At 65.4% G+C, this 17,320-nt stretch carries 12 protein-coding genes and 1 pseudogene; 3 read left to right on the top strand and 10 right to left on the bottom strand.

All coding sequences use genetic code 11. The features are described from left to right. Window positions 1–156: 156 nt before the first annotated feature. The 9 genes and pseudogenes from VTA80_RS09980 to VTA80_RS09940 all read right to left on the bottom strand — a co-directional run. Window positions 157–1,521, bottom strand: coding sequence for a NosD domain-containing protein (locus tag VTA80_RS09980; protein ID WP_407345349.1), 1,365 nt, complete (start codon window positions 1,519–1,521; stop codon window positions 157–159). A gap of 243 nt (window positions 1,522–1,764) precedes the next feature. Continuing rightward, entirely contained in the window at window positions 1,765–2,736 is a 972-nt protein-coding gene (locus VTA80_RS09975) for a glycosyl hydrolase family 32 (RefSeq protein ID WP_407345348.1), read from the bottom strand. Window positions 2,737–2,757: 21 nt separating this feature from the next. After that, window positions 2,758–3,798, bottom strand: coding sequence for a LacI family DNA-binding transcriptional regulator (locus VTA80_RS09970; RefSeq protein ID WP_407345347.1), 1,041 nt, complete (start codon window positions 3,796–3,798; stop codon window positions 2,758–2,760). Between the two features lie 205 nt (window positions 3,799–4,003). Further along, entirely contained in the window at window positions 4,004–4,963 is a 960-nt protein-coding gene (locus tag VTA80_RS09965) for a carbohydrate ABC transporter permease (RefSeq protein WP_407345346.1), read from the bottom strand. Further along, entirely contained in the window at window positions 4,960–5,847 is an 888-nt protein-coding gene (locus tag VTA80_RS09960; RefSeq protein WP_407345345.1) for a carbohydrate ABC transporter permease, read from the bottom strand. Before VTA80_RS09960 ends, VTA80_RS09965 begins: the two co-directional genes overlap by 4 nt. Before the next feature lie 96 nt (window positions 5,848–5,943). Then, entirely contained in the window at window positions 5,944–7,197 is a 1,254-nt protein-coding gene (locus VTA80_RS09955) for an ABC transporter substrate-binding protein (RefSeq protein WP_407345344.1), read from the bottom strand. Between the two features lie 337 nt (window positions 7,198–7,534). Continuing rightward, the gene (locus tag VTA80_RS09950; protein ID WP_407345343.1) at window positions 7,535–8,095 is read right to left on the bottom strand and encodes an HNH endonuclease; all 561 of its coding nucleotides are present in this window, start codon (window positions 8,093–8,095) and stop codon (window positions 7,535–7,537) included. 34 nt (window positions 8,096–8,129) lie between these two features. Next, complete coding sequence (locus VTA80_RS09945) at window positions 8,130–8,657, bottom strand: tetratricopeptide repeat protein (protein ID WP_407345856.1); 528 nt, start codon at window positions 8,655–8,657, stop codon at window positions 8,130–8,132. Between the two features lie 336 nt (window positions 8,658–8,993). Beyond that, window positions 8,994–9,149 (bottom strand): annotated as a pseudogene (locus VTA80_RS09940) (DUF4236 domain-containing protein); the annotation flags it as partial. 927 nt (window positions 9,150–10,076) lie between these two features. Between VTA80_RS09940 and VTA80_RS09935 the strand changes: the two are divergent. Both VTA80_RS09935 and VTA80_RS09930 read left to right on the top strand, forming a co-directional pair. After that, the gene (locus VTA80_RS09935) at window positions 10,077–10,736 is read left to right on the top strand and encodes an alpha/beta fold hydrolase (protein WP_407345342.1); all 660 of its coding nucleotides are present in this window, start codon (window positions 10,077–10,079) and stop codon (window positions 10,734–10,736) included. Between the two features lie 1,089 nt (window positions 10,737–11,825). Further along, on the top strand, window positions 11,826–13,694 hold the full coding sequence (locus VTA80_RS09930; RefSeq protein ID WP_407345341.1) for a putative bifunctional diguanylate cyclase/phosphodiesterase: 1,869 nt from the start codon (window positions 11,826–11,828) through the stop codon (window positions 13,692–13,694). Window positions 13,695–13,848: 154 nt separating this feature from the next. Here VTA80_RS09930 and VTA80_RS09925 read toward each other — a convergent pair whose 3' ends face one another. Continuing rightward, complete coding sequence (locus VTA80_RS09925; protein ID WP_407345340.1) at window positions 13,849–15,228, bottom strand: EAL domain-containing protein; 1,380 nt, start codon at window positions 15,226–15,228, stop codon at window positions 13,849–13,851. 648 nt (window positions 15,229–15,876) lie between these two features. Here VTA80_RS09925 and VTA80_RS09920 point away from each other — a divergent pair. Next, on the top strand, window positions 15,877–16,881 hold the full coding sequence (locus tag VTA80_RS09920) for a methyl-accepting chemotaxis protein (RefSeq protein ID WP_407345339.1): 1,005 nt from the start codon (window positions 15,877–15,879) through the stop codon (window positions 16,879–16,881). Window positions 16,882–17,320: the final 439 nt, after the last annotated feature.

The following is a 17,320-nucleotide window of genomic DNA, read 5'->3' as shown; positions in this document are numbered from 1 at the left end:
AAAGTGGTGTTCGGACGAGCCCAGTAAAGCGAGCAACTTCCGGTCGCTGCCGACGACCGACACTTGGACCGGACCACTTCATTTTCCACCACCTCCGTGGCGGTCGCAGCCCCCGATGTTGAGCACGGCCGACGTCTCCCGGACCCGAGCGCACGGTCAGGGCAAAACCACAGGGGGCATCTCTTTGATAATCGTGGGTGTGGCCCTAAAAGCATTGACGGCCTTGTTCATCACGACCTGGAAGTCGTCTCCCGAATCAAGGATTGTATTGTGGAGGGATGTCGCGTCAACTAAGACGGTGGTGACGGCGAGGTGACTCGAAAGTTCGGTCATCAAAAGAGCACTCACTTGCGCAGCGAACGCGGAATCGCCTGTCTTGGCGCGGACATCCATGGCTACCACATGGTTGTTGGCAACATAGTTGCCACGGCCTGAGACGAGACGCATAATGACCGGAGTTGCGCCCGATGGTTTGATCCTCCGAGAATCGATTACCTCAGAGAAGTGGTTGCCGATCACAGAATTGCCATCACCGCTGACTTGGATGAGGCCACACAAATCATCTTTGCCGTTATCTACGTCCAGGAAGGGTGCCCACGGCTCGTGGTCGCGCAGGAAGTGGTTTGAGGCCACTAGGTTCTCCGAACAGTTCGCTTTGAGCACCACCATCCCCGGGTAGAACGAGTGCAGCCGGTTATTGGTGATACTCGAACGCGTGACACCGTCGAGCATGAGACTGCTCGCGCCGCGCGGGAAGATGTTGTTTGCGGTAATCAGGAGCCCACCGTGATTCTCCGCAAAGATCGAGGACCCTTTGAATCCGGCTCCGATCAGATTGTCTGTGATCTTGGACGCCTGACCCCAGCCTCGTAACTCAATACAGTTGCCACATTCCGCGATGAAGTTGTCGTGAATAGACAATGCATCGGCGTGGCAGATCGTCATACCGTGCTCGAGGTAGATTAGGCCCATACCGGTGATGCGGAACGAGTCGTTGGCACTTGCCACATAGATGCCAGTCTTACCGTTGACATATGTGTTCTCGGGGTTCATTCCTGAACCGTCCGGGTTGAAGTGGAGCCCGTCGATGCAGAAGTTGGAGAACTCGACTGAACTGATCCGGGGACTTCCTGCCCTCTCGATGTAGAAGGCGGCACGCTTGGACTCGTCACTATTCGGTTCGAGCGGAATGTCGACGAGAATGCGACTTCCTCCTGGCCAAAGCTCGTGCAGGTCCGACCACTTGTTCTCGGGAACGTTGAATCGAATGCTCGACGAGGTGAAGCCGTGCCCAGAACCCTCGATCTTGAGATAGCTGATGTCGATCAGCACCTGCGTTCGAAGGCGGTAGTCCCCCGGGGGGATGTAGATCACGGCACCGGGTTTTCCGCCATCATTCACATTGGCGAACGTCTGCCTGCTCTTAATATCAGCAATGATACTGTTTATCACCTCGCCGATGTCCTCATAGGGATCTCCGGCAGGCCACGTCGTGACGTCGTAGCTATTGTTGCTAAGCATGAATTGCCCGTTCCCTCGTCTGCAGCATTGGCACGGTCGAACCGGTGTCAAAACGGTTACATTTGGGTGAGTTCTCGCCAGCGCAAGCGCGAAGGGAGGCCGTCGACGGGCGCAATGTCGCCGGTATTGACACCCGTCGCGCCGGACTTTGCGTACTCGATCCTGAATGCGTCCGGCGCGATCCTGTATGCGTGAGGATCGGGGATCCCGCTGTACCGGATCACCTTTCGGCGGTGTCTGTTCTCAGATGATGGCGAGCTCCGCGGCGGTTTGCTGTGCGCACAGCCGTCCATCGTCTGACCATCGCACGGCCATCGGGTCGGAGAGTTCGCCGATGAACGCACCGTTGGGACCCGAGTGGTGAAAGGCGAGCAAGAACCAGGAACCGGCGCGGTCCTGGACCAGGCGACCGGCGTAGAAGGCCTCGTCGGTGATCCGGTAGGCACGTGCCACGTCGTACGGGCCGAGGGGATCGTCGGTCTCGACAGCCCAGATCCCGCCAGTTTCGCCTAGGTCGCGGCGACTCTTCGACAGCTCGGTCGTGAGGCAGCAGAAGATCAGGACCGTGCGGCCTTCGACCGTCTCGACCTGCGTGACCTCAAGTTGGCCGAACCCGGCGCCTGCTCGTGTGTGGGGGGGCCGGACCGTCCAGGTTTCGAGGTCGGTCGACGTGGCGTGCCCGATCACTCCTCGCTCGTCCGGCGCGCCGGTGCGTGATCGGGCTGTGGTGAGCATGTGCCATCCGTCGCCTGCGGGGTCGCGCATGACCCATGGATCGCGCCAGGCCTCGTCGGGCCAGGATTGATCAGCCCGCTTCTCGTACCAGCGAGGGTCTGCTTCCAGCGGCGGTCGGTCGCTGCGTGTCCAGGTGTACAGGTCGGGGGAAGTCGCGGTCCCGATGCGTTGGGTCATTCCCGCGCCGGCGCGGTCGACCCCGGTGTAGAACATCCGCCACACACCGTCGTCCCCGCGCACGACCGACCCGGTCCAGGTCGCTAGGTCGTCGAACGCGGGGCCGTCAGCAGCGACAAGCGCGTCTGCGACCTCCGTCCAGGTCTTCAGATCAGTTGAGATCGCGTGCCCGACCGTGGCGCGCCAGTGGCGCCGGTTCGGATCGCCGAGCGCACGGGATGCCTTGAGGAAGAATAGGTGGAAGTACTCGCCGTCATCGGCGCACCAAAAATCCCAGGTCCAGGCGTAGGGCAGGCGGAGCATGTCGACCTTTCGGTTGTGCAGTCAGGCAGCGGAAGAGGGGCGCGCGACAGACGATCGGCGTACCAACGGGCAATCCATCTGGAGCGGATAGGGATTCTCAGGACGGCCGCCTTCACTTGTGAGCAGGGCGGAGAGGGTGTCAACGGCCCAGGCGCCCATGTCGTAGTGCGGTAGCGCGACGGTCGTTAGATCCGGATACAGGCCGACGGCGATGACCTCTTGGTTGTCGAAGCCAACGATAGAAATGTCGGTAGGGATCCTCAGGCCGAGCTCGGCGGCGGCACGGTACGCACCCATCGCCATGCGGTCGTTGTAGCAGAACAGCGCGGTGGGTCGGTCGGAATGGTCTAGAAGGGCGCGAGAGGTCCGGTACCCACCGACCGTTTCCGACTGGTCGGCCGCGACGAGGGCGGGGTCGAAAGCGATCCCTGCGTCGGCAAGCGCGGCTTTGTATCCCCGTAGGCGCCCGGAAGTTGCTGGCACGTCGTCCGTATTGGTTACGAACCCGATGCGGCGGTGGCCGTGCGCGAGCAGCTCGTCGACGGCGATTCGCGCGCCCGCGGCTTCGTTGGGGACGACCGCAGGCGCAGTGGGGTCAGCGGATTCACAGTCGAGAAGAACGGTCGGGACCCCGTGGAGCACCGGAGGCAACGTGACCACGCGGTGGTACATGGTGGCGTAAAGGATGCCGTCGACCTGGTATTGGAGCAACGTGCGGATGTCACGTTCCTCAACCGCGGGATCGCGCTCAGTGTTGAAAAGCACGAGCGTGAAGCCGTGCCGCAGCGCGGCTTCCTGAGCTCCGAGGATCATCTTCCCCGCGTGGGGCGTGGTGGCGATCTCGTCCCCGATGAGCCCGAGCGTTCCCGAGCGCTGCATTCGCAGTCCTCGCGCCATGCGGTTAGGCACGTAGCCCAACCGCATGGCGGTGGCGTGGACGCGGGCGCGAGTGTCGTCGCTGATCCTGGCGCCTTCGACGTCGTTCAGGACCTGCGACACGGTGGTCGCCGAGACTCCCGCCTCCGTTGCCACCTGCTTGATTCCCACTACTCGTGCGCGCATTTCTCCTGCTTCGTCGTCGAAGGTCTACTCAGGCGGTGCGGACGGTCACAAGCCCCCGAGGCAGAGGCCATGCTCGTGCCAGCGCCGCGGGAGGCGGTCGTCGACGCGCGCAGGGTCTGCGTGGGGCGTGTAGCCCTCACTCTGGTGCCAATAGGCGAATCTCGAGTAGTCATTGCAGTCCATGGTCCGTTCCGTTTGAGACGCGTCAGCCCTTGACGGCACCGAGCGTGAGGCCAGCGACGATGTGGCGCTGGAGGACGAGGGTCAAGAGAATCACCGGGATCGAATACAGGGCCGCCAGGGCTGTCATCGCCCCCCAGTCCAGGCCGAACTGGGTCTGGAAGTTCGCGATCACGATCGGGGTGGTTTGCGCGCGCACCGAGGTGAGGAGAAGCGCGAAAAGGAACTCATTCCACGAGGCGAGGAACGCGAAGATGGCCGTCACCGCGATGCCGCCGGAGATCACCGGCAAGATCACACGCCACAGCGCCCCCAGCCGGCTGCAACCATCCACCTTGGCCGCCTCATCGAGCTCACTGGGGACAGCTTCGAAGAAGCTGGCCATCAACCAGATCGACAGCGGCAGCGAGATAGTGGTGTGCGCGATCGCCAGACCGGTGGGGGTGTCGGTCAGGCCGAGGTAAGAGATCGTCGACAGCAACGGGATCCCTACCGCGACCGGTGGAACCATCCGGGTCACGAGCGCGACCATGATGAACACCCGACCAGCTCGCGTGCGGAACCGGGTGATCCCGTAGGCCGCGGGTACCGCGAGCACGAGGCTGAGCAGAGTACTGATGGTGGCCGTCGAGATGGAGTTGACGAACGAGGCGAGCACCCCTTCTCGAGAAAGGGCTGCGACGTAGTTGGCCGTTGTCCAGGTCGAAGGCAAGACCCTGGGTGGAACCGCGATCGTTTCGAGCGGGGACTTGAATGACGTGAGTAGCAGGTAGATGAACGGGAAGCCGTACAGCACCACGACAGCTGCCAGCAGCGCCCACAGCAGCCCCCTCGTCAGTGGTCGGCGGGCCTCCAAACCGGATATGGCCTGGCTCCCGGTCGAACGGCGGCGTGCACTGCTTGGGTGCCCGAAAAAAGCCCGACGGGCTGGAGCGATGGTCTCGTCGTTGTCAACGTGGGTCGAGCTCGAGATGTCGACGGTCATGACTCCGCTCCTGGTCGCCAGATGGTCCACACCGCGACAAACGCCACGGCGAGCATGACGAGCAGGTACATGGTTCCCATGGCGCTGGCCAGTCCCGGCTCTCCGAAGCGGATCATCGTGCGGTAGATGAGCAGGCTCAACGTTTCGGAGGCGTTCTGCGGGCCGCCGCCGGTCTGGATCAAGATGATGTCGAACGCCTTGGCTGCGTCGATCCCCCGGATGATGAGTGCGACCGCGATGACGGGTCGCAGCAGCGGGATGATGATGCGGAACAGCATGCTGAATGACCGCGCCCCGTCCAGTCGTGCCGCCTCGATGATGTCGCCGGGGATGTTTTGCAGACCAGCGAAGAGCACGAGGGTCATGAATGAGGTTGTCAGCCAGATATCAGGGATCGCGACCGCGAACAGCACGATCTTGGGGTCGCTGAGCCACCCAATGTCCGCCGGCGAGCTGAGCAGACCAGCCTTGTACAGGACCTGGTTGACGATGCCGAAGTTGTCGATGAGCAGAAATCGCCAGAGCAGACCGGCCACGACCGGGGCGATCATGAGCGGGTACAGAAAGATGGTGCGGAACACAGACGACCGATTCCCGAGTGCGGTGAAGATCAATGCCGCGCCCAGGCCGAGGATGAACTCGGCGGCCACGACCGTAACCGTGTAGACGAGAGTCCGGCCGGCAGCGCCCTGGAAGGCGCTCGAGGTGAGGGCATCGGCGTAGTTCGCGGCGCCCACGAAAGTGCGTGGCCCGTCTTTCATCGGGGAGATTTCGTAGAAGCTGTCGGTCACGAGCCTGACCAGCGGCCAAGCGACGAACGCCGCCAAGAACAGTGCCGCAGGCGCCATCATGAGCGTGGCGAATCTTCGGTCAGTGAGTCGCACGGTGAACCTTTCCCCAGGGCAGCGTTGGTGGGCGACGGTGGGTGGATGGACGGTTGGGACGGGTGGCCGGCGGTGGGGACGCCGGCCACCCGTGGCTTAGCCGAGGATTTCCTCGATCTGTTTCTTCGCGTCGTCAAGGAGCTGCTGGTTGTTGGAGCTGTCGGCGACCGATTTCTGAATCATGGGGATCAGCACGCTGTCCACGATCTGCTGCCATTTCGGTGTCGCCGGTCGCGCCGCGGTGGCCGGGGCCTCAAGGGTTGCGATCAGCGGCTTGAGGTTCTCGTGGCCCGGCTTGTCGGCGAAGCTTTGCAGCGCGGACTTGCGTGCCGCGAGCCCGAGGCTCGTGTCGAGTCCCAGCTCGTTGTGGTCGTACGCGAACTGGATGAACTCATTGGCGAGCTTGGAGTTCTTCGCGTTCTTCGGCACCGAGAGATACCAGGCGCCGGGCACCGCAGCCGAGCCGCCCGCACCCGCGGGGAGCACCGTCACACCAACCTTGCCCGCCACCGCGGCGTCGGTCGGGATCTGCGTGTAGGCGTGGGCCCAGAACCGGGTCATCGCGGTCTGTCCCTGGTTGAACAGGTTCTGGGCCGCGGCCCAGTCGATCTGAGCAGCACCCGCGGGGCTGACCTTGGCAACGGTGTTCAGCTCGGAGTAGTAGTCCAGCGCCGCCTTATGCTCAGCGTCGTTGATGATGACCTTGCCGTCGGCGTCCAGAACCATGCCCTTCGCGCCGGCCTGGAGCACGGTCGCGAGCCATTCGGTCTCTACCGCTCCCTTGACGTCCGTGCCATACAGGGTTGGGGCACGGGTGAAGAACTCGGCCGCATCCTGGAACTGCTGCCAGGTGGTTGGCGGCGTGAGGTCATAGCCGTACTTGGCTTTGAAGTTCGCCTGTTCGGTCGGGTCGCCGAACAGGTCGGTGCGGTAGTAGAGGATCTCGGCGTTGGTCCAGACGGGCATGCCCACGAAGTGGTCGCCGACCTTGGCCTCGGTCACCAGGGAGGGAAACAGGTCGCCCTTGACCGCGTCGGTAAACATCGAATCCAGCGGCTCGACGCCGTCAGCGAACGCCTTCAGCCAGATCGCGTCGAGCGCCGCAACATCGAAGGACACGTTGCCCGAAGCCAGTTCGGTCGAGATCCGGTCGTACAGCCCGGCGTAGGGCAACTCGACGAACGTCACCGTGTTGCCGGTGTCCTGCTTGTATAGGTCGGCGACCGGCTGAAGCTCAGCCTTGCCACCACCCTCAACGAGCACCGTCAGCGAACCGGGTCCGCTGGTTCCCGTGGACGAGACGCTCGAACCGCCGGCACCGCATGCGGCCGCCGCGAACAGGGTCGTCACCGCCAGACCAGCAGTGATGAGCCGCCCGCGTCGCCGCGAGCTCAGGGGTGTACTCCACAGCTTCATTGCCAGGACTCCAATTCGTCTTCCCCACATCGATGCCAGCTCCTCCACGAGGACTGGTAAAACGTTTAGCCGAAACGTTTTATCGGACGATAGCGCGAGCTGCGTGGAGTGTCAACCAGGTGCCTACGACCAATCCGGTCCGGGCAACGACACAGGATGACCACCCCCGAGCTCGCGATGGCTGGACACGTCGCGGTGGTCACGGCACGGACGGTGCACAGAACCTAGCTGTCGTCAAGCCGCACGTCCTCGGCGCGCATGTCAAAGGCCGTTAGGACGGGTCGTGGGCTGCGCTGGATCCGCGTCGTCGCGATCTACTGCTCGGAGTCAATGGCTCCCGGCTGCTGCGCCGGACGACGGCCAGGCCGATCCCCGGTGGGGAGTAGGCCGCGCGGAGCCTTTCTAGCCGCCGCAGTTCCCAGTTGTACGGGATCTTCGCGGCCTTCTGCTTGTTGTGCACCGCGCACAGCGCCTGACCGTTCCCCACGGTCGTACTTCCGCCACGAGAGTACGGGTGCACGTGGTCCGCCTGCAGATGGTCGGTCACTCTGCATCGACCACCCAGCCAACCGTCGTGCTCGCACCGCCCGCCAGCACGGAACAGGACGGCTGCCCGATCCGTGCCGGAGTACCGACGCATCGGGTCACGCGGTGCGGCGGTCAGCGGAATCCACCGGAACGCCCGGTAAACGCGAACCACAACCATCACCGCGAGCAGCACGAGGACAAGCCCCACTAGCGGCGACGACGACGCCGCCTGCCAGAACCCCTGACCGAACGACCGCGCGACCAGACCCACCAGATCCGGGGTGGGGTTCGGGGTCGGCGTCACCGCAAGTAGCTGAATCATCGTTTCGTCGCGCGGCCTACGCGACAGGCAGTTCAGCGAGAGCGGCCTGCAGACCTGGGTAGGTTGCGTCATCCGCGAGAACCTTCTCAAGGTCCTTGCGCGCCATGGCGGGCTTTCGCTCTGCCAGATAGGTGTACGCACGCTCAATAAGCGCGAGATGGCGAAGACCCGCAGGCCGTGAGCGAATCCGCAGCGCTTCCTTCAAAGCCTCGCGGGCAGCGCCCGGTGTGCCCGACTCACGAAGGGCGATCGCCCGCTGGACGAGCAGGAACACCGCCGCCTCGTCCTCGTTCGTCAAGCCGTTCGTTAGCTCGACGACGTCGTCCCACCGACTCTGTGCGATGTACAGCTCGGCGAGCGACACGGCGCTGATCGTGCTCGGGGCGACGCCCTCAACCGCTTCCACGGCCGCAGCCAGATTGCCGGCGCTCTGGTGCGCCTCAGCCAGCGCGAGCCCGATGGTGTCGCGGGTGAGCGGGAGCTCGACCGTGATCCCGGCCGCGACCTCAAGGCTCAGCGTCGCACCGCTGAAGTACTTGGTCATGAACGGGTCCGTTGCTGGGTCGAAGTCAGTCGACAGCAGCCAAGCAAGGTTGCGCTGCACTGTCGCGAAGTCACCCCTAGGGATGGCGCCCAGGAGTGACTCAAGCAGGGCTCCGGCAGTGTGCGCTTCCGCGTGGTCGGTGGCGACCTGGCGGACCGCGGCAGCATCATGACGTTTGACGGCGGCCTCGAACAGTTGCTTCTCCCATTTCGGGGCGAAGGCGCCAGGCTTCGGAGGTGCCGGAACTGGTGCAACCCTCTGTGTAGGCGCCCCGGCTCGAGTCGGAGCAGGCGAGGAATTACTGCGCGTCTTGGTCGTGGTGGTGTGCGACAGCCCGGACCCGGGGATCCCAACGGTGCGCGTGACCCGCCCGGACGAGTGCGCGGTGACACGTGCGCCGCGAACACCTACGGACGCCGAGACACCCCGTGGGGTGATGGTCATCCGCACGCCCGGCATGATCTTGATCGACTTACGCGCGCGAAAACCCACGATGCCTTGCTCCTTCGTTGGAAACGGCCGCTTGGACCGTACTGCGTTTGCGAGACCCCCTTCGAGCGTCCGCAAACCTCGGTGTCAGTTCTCGATCAGTACCCCCGCTGCGCGAGTGGAGGCACTCCATTACGCTCCATTACGAAGTGCATCTGGATGTCGTCTACTGTGCCCACCTGTCGTTCGCCAACTCTCTCACCTGCAACAACGCAGTTCAGCCGCTGTCCAGAAACCCCTCATCGTCAGCTTCCCAAGCTGATAGCGCGGGTTCGATTCCCGTCACCCGCTCCATGTTTGTGCAGGTCAGGGGCTTGCGGCGGTTTCGTACGGCTCGCCGGATGACAGTTGACGCCACTTCACTCCATTACGTAATGGAGCGAAATGGCGCCGCGGCCCGAGCCCATGCGGTCGCGTACGGCCCGAACCGACTCCTGCCGGCCTTGCTGACCTGCGACGACGCACCCGAGCGAGGAAGGCAGGCATTCAGCTTTCAGGCTGAATGCCAGCGTTTCCATTCCGCAAGGCGAGCTACGCCTTGCGAGAGTCGCCACCCATGGCCAGCCGTACGCCGTCGAGGAGAGACAGGCGGCCTCCGGCCTCCTACGCGCCGAAGGTGACCACAACAGGAACGGCGTCGCGACGCTCTGCCATCACGCCGACGCCCGGCCGCCGGGCCAACGAGCCCTTCGAGGCGATGCGACTTAGGTGGCACCAAGTGCCGGATCGGCACCCCACACCGCTTGGCGGTCGCCACGTGCCGGTACGGCCGGCGCCTTGCATCGCATCAAGCAGTGTTCGTCGATCGAGCGGCGCAGCCATCCGGACATGCCGTTGAGCGTGCACAGGATGACGGTGGCTGATGGGCACGACATGGGTCATCATCAGGATCGCTAGGACGGCTGGGCGTGCTCGGGTGGAGGTAGACGTATGGCGACCTATGTACTGATTCCCGGTGCCGGTGGCTCCGCCGAGTACTGGTCACGGGTGGTCCCGGTCCTGGAACGAGCTGGCCACCAGGCCCTGGCCGTCGATCTGCCCGGCCCCGACCGGACGGCGGGGTTGCCGGAGTACGTGGACCTGGTCGTCGCAGCGGCGCAGCAGTTCTCCGATGTCGTGCTCGTGGCCCAGTCTTTGGGCGGCTTCACCGCCCCGATGGCCGCTGAGCGTCTGCCGGTACGGGAAGTCGTGCTCGTGAACGCGATGGTTCCCGTGCCCGGCGAGACCCCCGGTCAGTGGTGGCGGGTGACCGGTGCCATCGAGGAGCGGGAGTCGGCGGCCCGGCGCGGGGGTTATGGCGACTTCGACGTCGCTACCTACTTTCTCCACGACGTCGACACGGCAGGACTCGAGGCCGACCCACGAGAGGAAAGCGATGCAGTTTTCGGCACACCAAGCAAGTTCACGTCCTGGCCGTGCCCGACCAGGGTGTTGACAGGGGCCGACGACCGATTCTTTCCACCCAAGTTCCAGGAGCGCGTCGCCCGCGAACGGCTTGGAACCAACGTCGCCCTACGGCCGGGCGGCCACCTCATCGCACTCGCCCAGCCTCAAGTCGTCGCTGACTTCCTGCTGCAGCGCACTGGCTGACAAGGTGCCGTGACGGATTCCGGTCCTCGGCAAGAGGGTTGCCGACGTCGTTTATCCGTGCCGAGATAGTCCATTGCAACCGACGATTTCGGCGGGGAAGGAATATCTCAGCCTGCGTTCGTTCAGCTTCACAAACGACGCCACTTGGTTGGCGCTAACGGCGGCGGGTTCCGATCTCGGCCCGTTGCTGGCAGCCTCGGCGCCGAATCGCGCTCGACGAACACAGTGTCGAACTTCGCACCAGCGGCCTGATCCGCCGCGGCGCCACCCGACATTCCCGGTGGGTCACGACTGCGGCACCCAGCTCACCTACCCGGCAATGGCCTGCGCACCGCACCGCTTCCGCCGAGCCGTGCTGCTGCCGGCGACGACCCCGCTTTCGTCCAGCGCAAAGCCCGACGCTCACCACGACAGCTCCGGATGAGCAGGTACATAGTCTTCCTTCAACTGGGACATCGGGCCAACAGGCGCGTCGCCGCCGATGACTTCGCATACAACGACCGGCTGTGGCGAGCCTGGTCTCCCAGGTTCCACGTCCCGGCACAGCACGGCGCACACGTGAAGAACACGCTTCGAGCGAGCACGCCAGGGCCCGTCGCCACGTACCGAGCTGGAGGCTTCTCCGTCCAGGCAGCACCGAGACCCGTCCCCACCCTGTACATCGCCGGCACCGACGACGGCCGCGCGTTGTCGTTCCTCGCTGATGGCCAGGACACTCTCTTAACCCAGGAATACAGGAGCGAGACGTGGGAAGGCACCGGTCACTTCCCTCACCTCGAGCGACCCAGACGCACCGGCGCTGCGGTCACGAGCTGGTTCGGGGCCTCGCTGACTTTTAGATGCCCGCGGGCGTATCCCAACGGCGCCGAGTTCGGCCCAGTCCGCCGACTTTGGTCCGGGACCGGGCACCCGGGTCACGGTTCTCGGTCAGAAAGCGTTCTGGCCGCCACCCCGCATATGGCTACCATTCCGGCGCCATCGGTCGATAAGGCTCATGCAGCACGCGGAGTGTCGCGCACAGCGCACCCAGTGCGCACTCAGCACATCTAGCCTGCGCACCTAGCCCGCGACCCGAGACCGGAGGCCACGTTGCTCCGTGCTCTTGCGCGCACCGGTCCGGCGACGAGCCTGAGCGATCACGTCTTCGCGCCGCGTCAGCTCGCCCGGCTCCTGGGCGGGCAGTACCTCGCCGGCGGCGTTCTCGCCCTGGTTCTTGCTCTGCTCCCGCCCACCAGTACCGCTCCTTGGCGTGGCACGATCGTCGTTCTCGCCGTCCTGGGGTGCGTCCTGGGCGCCGTGATGGGCGTGATCTCGGTCGCTCCGCTATCGGTCCGAAATCTCGACCTGGCCGCCCACCTGTGCATCATCTCGGCGCAGCTCGTCATCACCGTCGGCTACGCCACGACCCGCGACGCTAGTAACACATACGCAGTCTTCCTGCTTTGGACGACGGCGTACGCGGGGCTCTTCTCAGGCCGCGTGCGCTGGGCGCACGTCACCCTCACCGCGGTCCTGCTCGGCGCCGCGTCGCTCACCATGCCGAACAGAGCGCTCGCAGGCGTCGAGTACGTGTTCATGCTCGCCACGGTCGTGGTCGTCACCTTGCTCGTGTCGCGGATCGTCGACCAGCTCCGCCTCGCGGCGACCCACGACGCCCTGACCGGGCTGCCGAACCGGCGCTTGTTCCACACCGCCGCCACGGCGGCACTCGCGCGACGCGCGACCAAGGGCGGCTCCGTGCATGTGCTCATGCTCGACCTCGACCGGTTCAAGAACATCAACGACAGCTATGGGCACGGCGTCGGGGACGGGCTGCTCACCGAGCTCGCGGGGCGACTGACGAGCGCTCTGCGCGAGACCGACGTCGTGGCCCGCCTTGGCGGCGACGAGTTCGCCATCTTGTGCGAGGACCGCACCGGCCACCTCAAGGCCCAGCAGATTTGGGACAGACTCGAGGGGGCGTGGGCGGAGCCCGTGCAGATCGGGGACCAGCGCGTTTATGTGAACGGCTGCGTCGGAGTCGCGCTCGCGGGCGACGACGACACCCCCGAGACACTGCTGCGCGACGCCGACGCCGCGATGTACCACGCGAAGGCCGCCGGCAGCGGCCGATGGCGGCTCTACGACCCCCTCGCGAGCGGACGCGACCACCGCCGCATGGCGATCGAGAACGGGCTCCGCGAGGCCGTCGAGCGCGCCGAGCTGGCGGTGCATTACCAACCGGTCATCTCCCTGACCTCGGGCCGACCGATCGGCGCCGAGGGTCTGCTGCGCTGGACGAGCGGCGAGCTCGGGCCGGTCGGTCCCGATGAGTTCATCGAGATCGCCGAGACGTGCGGGCTTATGCCCAAGCTCGGGCTCTGGGTGCTCGACCACGCGTTGACCGACCTCGCGACGTGGCGAAGGGACGGCGTGGTGGGCGAGGAGTTCCAGGTCGCGGTCAACGTGAGCGCGCGGCAACTCACCGAGGAGTTGCCCGACGACGTCGCGGCGCTCCTCAGTCGGCACCGGATCCCGCCAGGCGCCCTGGGGCTCGAGGTCACCGAAAGCGCGCTGATGATCGGCGAGACGCCGACGGTCGTGCTCGGGCGCCTGCACGTCTTGGGTCTGACCCTCATGCTCGACGACTTCGGGACCGGTCACTCGTCGTTGTCCCACCTGCGGCGGTATCCGCTCGACGTGGTCAAGATCGATCGATCGTTCGTCAGCGGGATGTGTCAGTGCGCGGAGGACCGGGCCCTGGTCGTCGGCGTCATCTCGCTCGCCCACGCGCTGGGCAAGACCGTGGTCGCGGAGGGCATCGAGAGCTTCGACCAGCTCGAGGCACTGCGGGCTGCAGGGTGCGACGCCGGGCAGGGCTACCTGCTGGGCCGACCGGTCCCGGCCGGAGAGCTTCCCGCGAGTCTGGAGCCCGCCGACCACCGCGGCCCCGAAGATGCGCCCGTCTGGTCGAGGTAAACCCCTCCACTGGCGATCAGGACCGCGATTTGGGCACCTACCTGTCGTTACGTGGCGATCCCGCTCGAGCCGCGCTGTCTGAATGCCTGTTCGGGACCGCCGCTGAGCCCGTAGGCAAGGTACGAGTCCGATGCATGAACACCACCCTCAAAGGTCAGACCGGGCCGGTGGCGCCCGCCGCGCGCGAGGCGCCGCGGACCGCGTCGGGGGCGCCGGCCGGGCCGACGGCGTGCGGCACATCCGCAAGCAGACGTGCGCCGTCAAGTAGCGCACCGATCGGCCTAGGTGCCACCGCGGGCTCCTCGGCGTCGACCAGCGCCTCGGGCGGTCCGGGGCGACCAAAGAACCACCCCTGCGCGTAGTCCACCCCGATATCTCGCAGGACGTCGCCGTCCGCGGCGGTCTCTATCCCCTCGGCGACGACACGGCTGCCGTTGCCGTGGGCGAACTCCACGAGGGCCGTCACGAGCGTCGCCAGGACCGCGTCCGAGCTGATGCCGTCGATGATGCTGCGGTCCAGCTTGAGCACATCCGGCGCGCACAGCACGATGTGCCGCAGGGACGAGAACCCCGCCCCGACGTCGTCGATCGCCAGCCGCATTCCGGCCGCGCGCGGGCGCGCGAGAACCGCGTGCAGGGCGTCGTAGTCCTCAACCTGGTCGTGCTCCGAGAGCTCCAGAAGCACCCGGGTCAGCGGGAGCCGGTCCAGCAGCTCGGCGCAGGCCGGGGTCAGAAGCGTCTGCGGCGACACGTTCATCGCGATATAGCCGGTCACAACCGCCAAGTGGTCGGCCGCGCGCTCGAGCGCGAGCAACTCGAGCTGGTCCCCGAGGCCCACCGAGTGCGCCTCGGCAAAGACGACGTCGGGCGCCTTGTCCCAGTCCGCCGGGAACCGGCTGAGGGCCTCCGAGCCGATGCGCCGTCCGGTGGCGAGCTCGACGATCGGCTGGAGGAGCACCGTGGGCCCGCCAGCCGCGAGGACCGGCAGCAGGCGCGCGACGATCTCCTCCCGCCGCGCCTGCTCGACGACGCCGGGCTCGATGATCACGGCGGCCGCTGAGGCCAGAACCTCCATCAGGGCCTTGTCCCGCTTGGTCAAGCCCCGGTCCGTCGTCAGCCCGGTCGCGCAGAACGTCCCGTACAGGGAGCCGTCTGTGAGCCGCACGGGCACCGAGACGTAGCTGCGCAGTCGCGGAAACCGGGCCGCCGGCAACGCCATCGCCACGGGGTGCTCCCGGACGTCACCGATGACGGCGGGCAGGCGCCCGTCCAGGATCGCCTGGCAGAACGTGGTCTCTTGCGGCAGCTTGGCGCCCTCCCGAAAGACGAACGGGATGCTCGAATCGACGACCTCGAGGTGCTGCGTGGTCCCATCCATCCGGGTCAGGAACGCGACGCTCAGGCCGAGGGCATCCTTGGCCGTGCGCAGCAACTCGGCAACCTGCTGCTCCGCGCTCGAGCGCTTGTTCCCCATGGTGGACCGCTCCCGCGCCTCGTCGACCGAACGGGCTGCCGCCGTCCTTGTGAGAAACATCGACCGCGCGACCCACGGAGTGAAGGATCGCCGGCCCGGGGTCCGCCTCGAAGGCGCGGACGGACCCCCTGCAGGGCGCCACCCGGTTGCGAGACCCACAACCCCATGGACCTAAAACGGTAGCGAGGGGCCGCAGACCAGATCTTCGCCGCGCTCGCACCCCTCGTGTTCGGGCCAACGGGCGCCTAGATCGTGCTCACCAACAGCGGAAGAGTGCACTCCTCCGCTCAACAGTTGCGAAAGCGGGCGGATCCATCGTTCGTGCCAACCCCGTGATGCTGAGCGGGGCTCGATACCGCCGTCACCCCGACGGACGCGTGCCCAAGCCAGAGCAGCGGGGGTTCGCTCACGCGATTCGCCCTCAAGCTTGACCAAGCCGACCCGTCACCCGACCGCCGCCAGAGTCGGGCCGGCGGCAAAGACGGTCGCGCGCCATCGATGCATAGGTGGCACTACGTTGCGGGGCCACCTCGTGCTGTCGCCGCACCACGGACCCGACGAAGTTCGACTCTCACTCACATCTTGGCGAGTCGAACCGATGTGAATTTGGCCAGTCCCACGTGAAAGGGTCCCATGTTCCATCGCTTTCGAGCTCGCTCATCGTCGAAGTCGGCGTCCGCCACCCTGACGCCCCTCATTGCCCTCGGGGTGTTTGAACAGGCCCCCGTAGCGGTCTTGGTCGTCGACGCCGGCGGTTCCATTTTGCACCGCAACCATGCAGCGCAGGGTCTCGGCGCGAAGGTCCTCGCGGAGCGCGGCGGCGCCGTTCTCCAGGCACTCCAAGGTGAACTCGTTTCGGTCATCCGTGACGAGTCGACATACCCGGTGACACGCATCGTGAGTGTTGAGAAGGATGGTCGCCACGCGGAGGTGAAGGCCCTCATCAACCGGCTCGACGCTGGCTATGTCGTGGTGTGGAGTGATGACACCGCCGCTGCGGACACCGCTCGCGCCTCCAACGCTGTGGCGCGTGAGCTATCTTCCTCATCCGGGGCACTCACCGCCCTCAGCGATCAGATCGCCGCGGGTGCGGAGGACGTATCGGCACGAGCAGCGAGTGTCGCGGCTGGTTCGGAGCAGATGTCCGCGAGTATCCGAGAGATCGCCGTCAGTGCCGCAGCAGCAGCCACTGGCACCGCCGCCGCAGTCAGCCTCGCAACTCTCGCGAGCCAGCGCCTTGCGAAACTGGGCGAGTCAAGCACGAGAATCGGGGCCGTAAGCAAACTCATCTCGGCGATTGCCGAGCAAACGAACCTGTTGGCACTGAACGCGACTATAGAGGCCGCGCGCGCGGGTGAAGCCGGCAAAGGGTTTGCGGTCGTCGCGAACGAAGTCAAGGAGCTCGCGGGAAGCACACGGACAGCCACAGCCGAGATCACCGAAATGATCGGCGCGATTCAGGCGGACACGACCGACGCGGCGGGCGCGATCGGTGACATTGTTCACTTGATCGGCGAGATTGAGCTCCAGCAATCAAGCGTCGCTAGTGCAGTCGAGGAGCAAACGGCCGTAGCCAGTGAAATGAGCGCCAGCGTGACTGCAGTTGCCAGAGGAACAGAAGTCTCGGTCGGCGCTGTCGGTACGCTACGCCAATCGGCGGACTTTATTGCCAGCCGGGCAACGCACTTGATTGACCTCTTCACCGGCAGTTGACCCCGACAATTGAAGCGCGACATTGCGGGGTAGCAGTCGTTAAGCGAAATCCTCTGAATCACCGCCTACCTGTCGTCATGCTGCGAGTCCTCGGAACCGAACCGTCGCAGTTGGCCGCTGGCCACGGCGGTCACCTACCCTGGCGGAGTAGCGATGCGCCTGACGTGGAGGTCAGCCTTCCCGCGGACGAGGAGAACGCCGATGCGAAGATCCTGGCTGTTCCAGAGGTTGTTGGACATCTTTGCTCGGGGGGCGTGGAGGAACATCAGGTATACCCCGAGAAGCCGCGTTGACCCTGTGCATGGCGATCCGGTTCGGGGCTACTACTTCCCGGCGTTCGACGACCGACTCCCGAACGGCCACGGCACGTACGGCCCGGATACTCCCAAGCGAAGCAAGTAGACGTCGCCGCCACTACTTGGCTGTCGCAAAGCGGCGA

Source organism: Pengzhenrongella phosphoraccumulans, assembly GCF_045689905.1.
Classification (GTDB): domain Bacteria; phylum Actinomycetota; class Actinomycetes; order Actinomycetales; family Cellulomonadaceae; genus Pengzhenrongella; species Pengzhenrongella phosphoraccumulans.
This window is presented reverse-complemented; position numbering and strand designations above follow the sequence as displayed.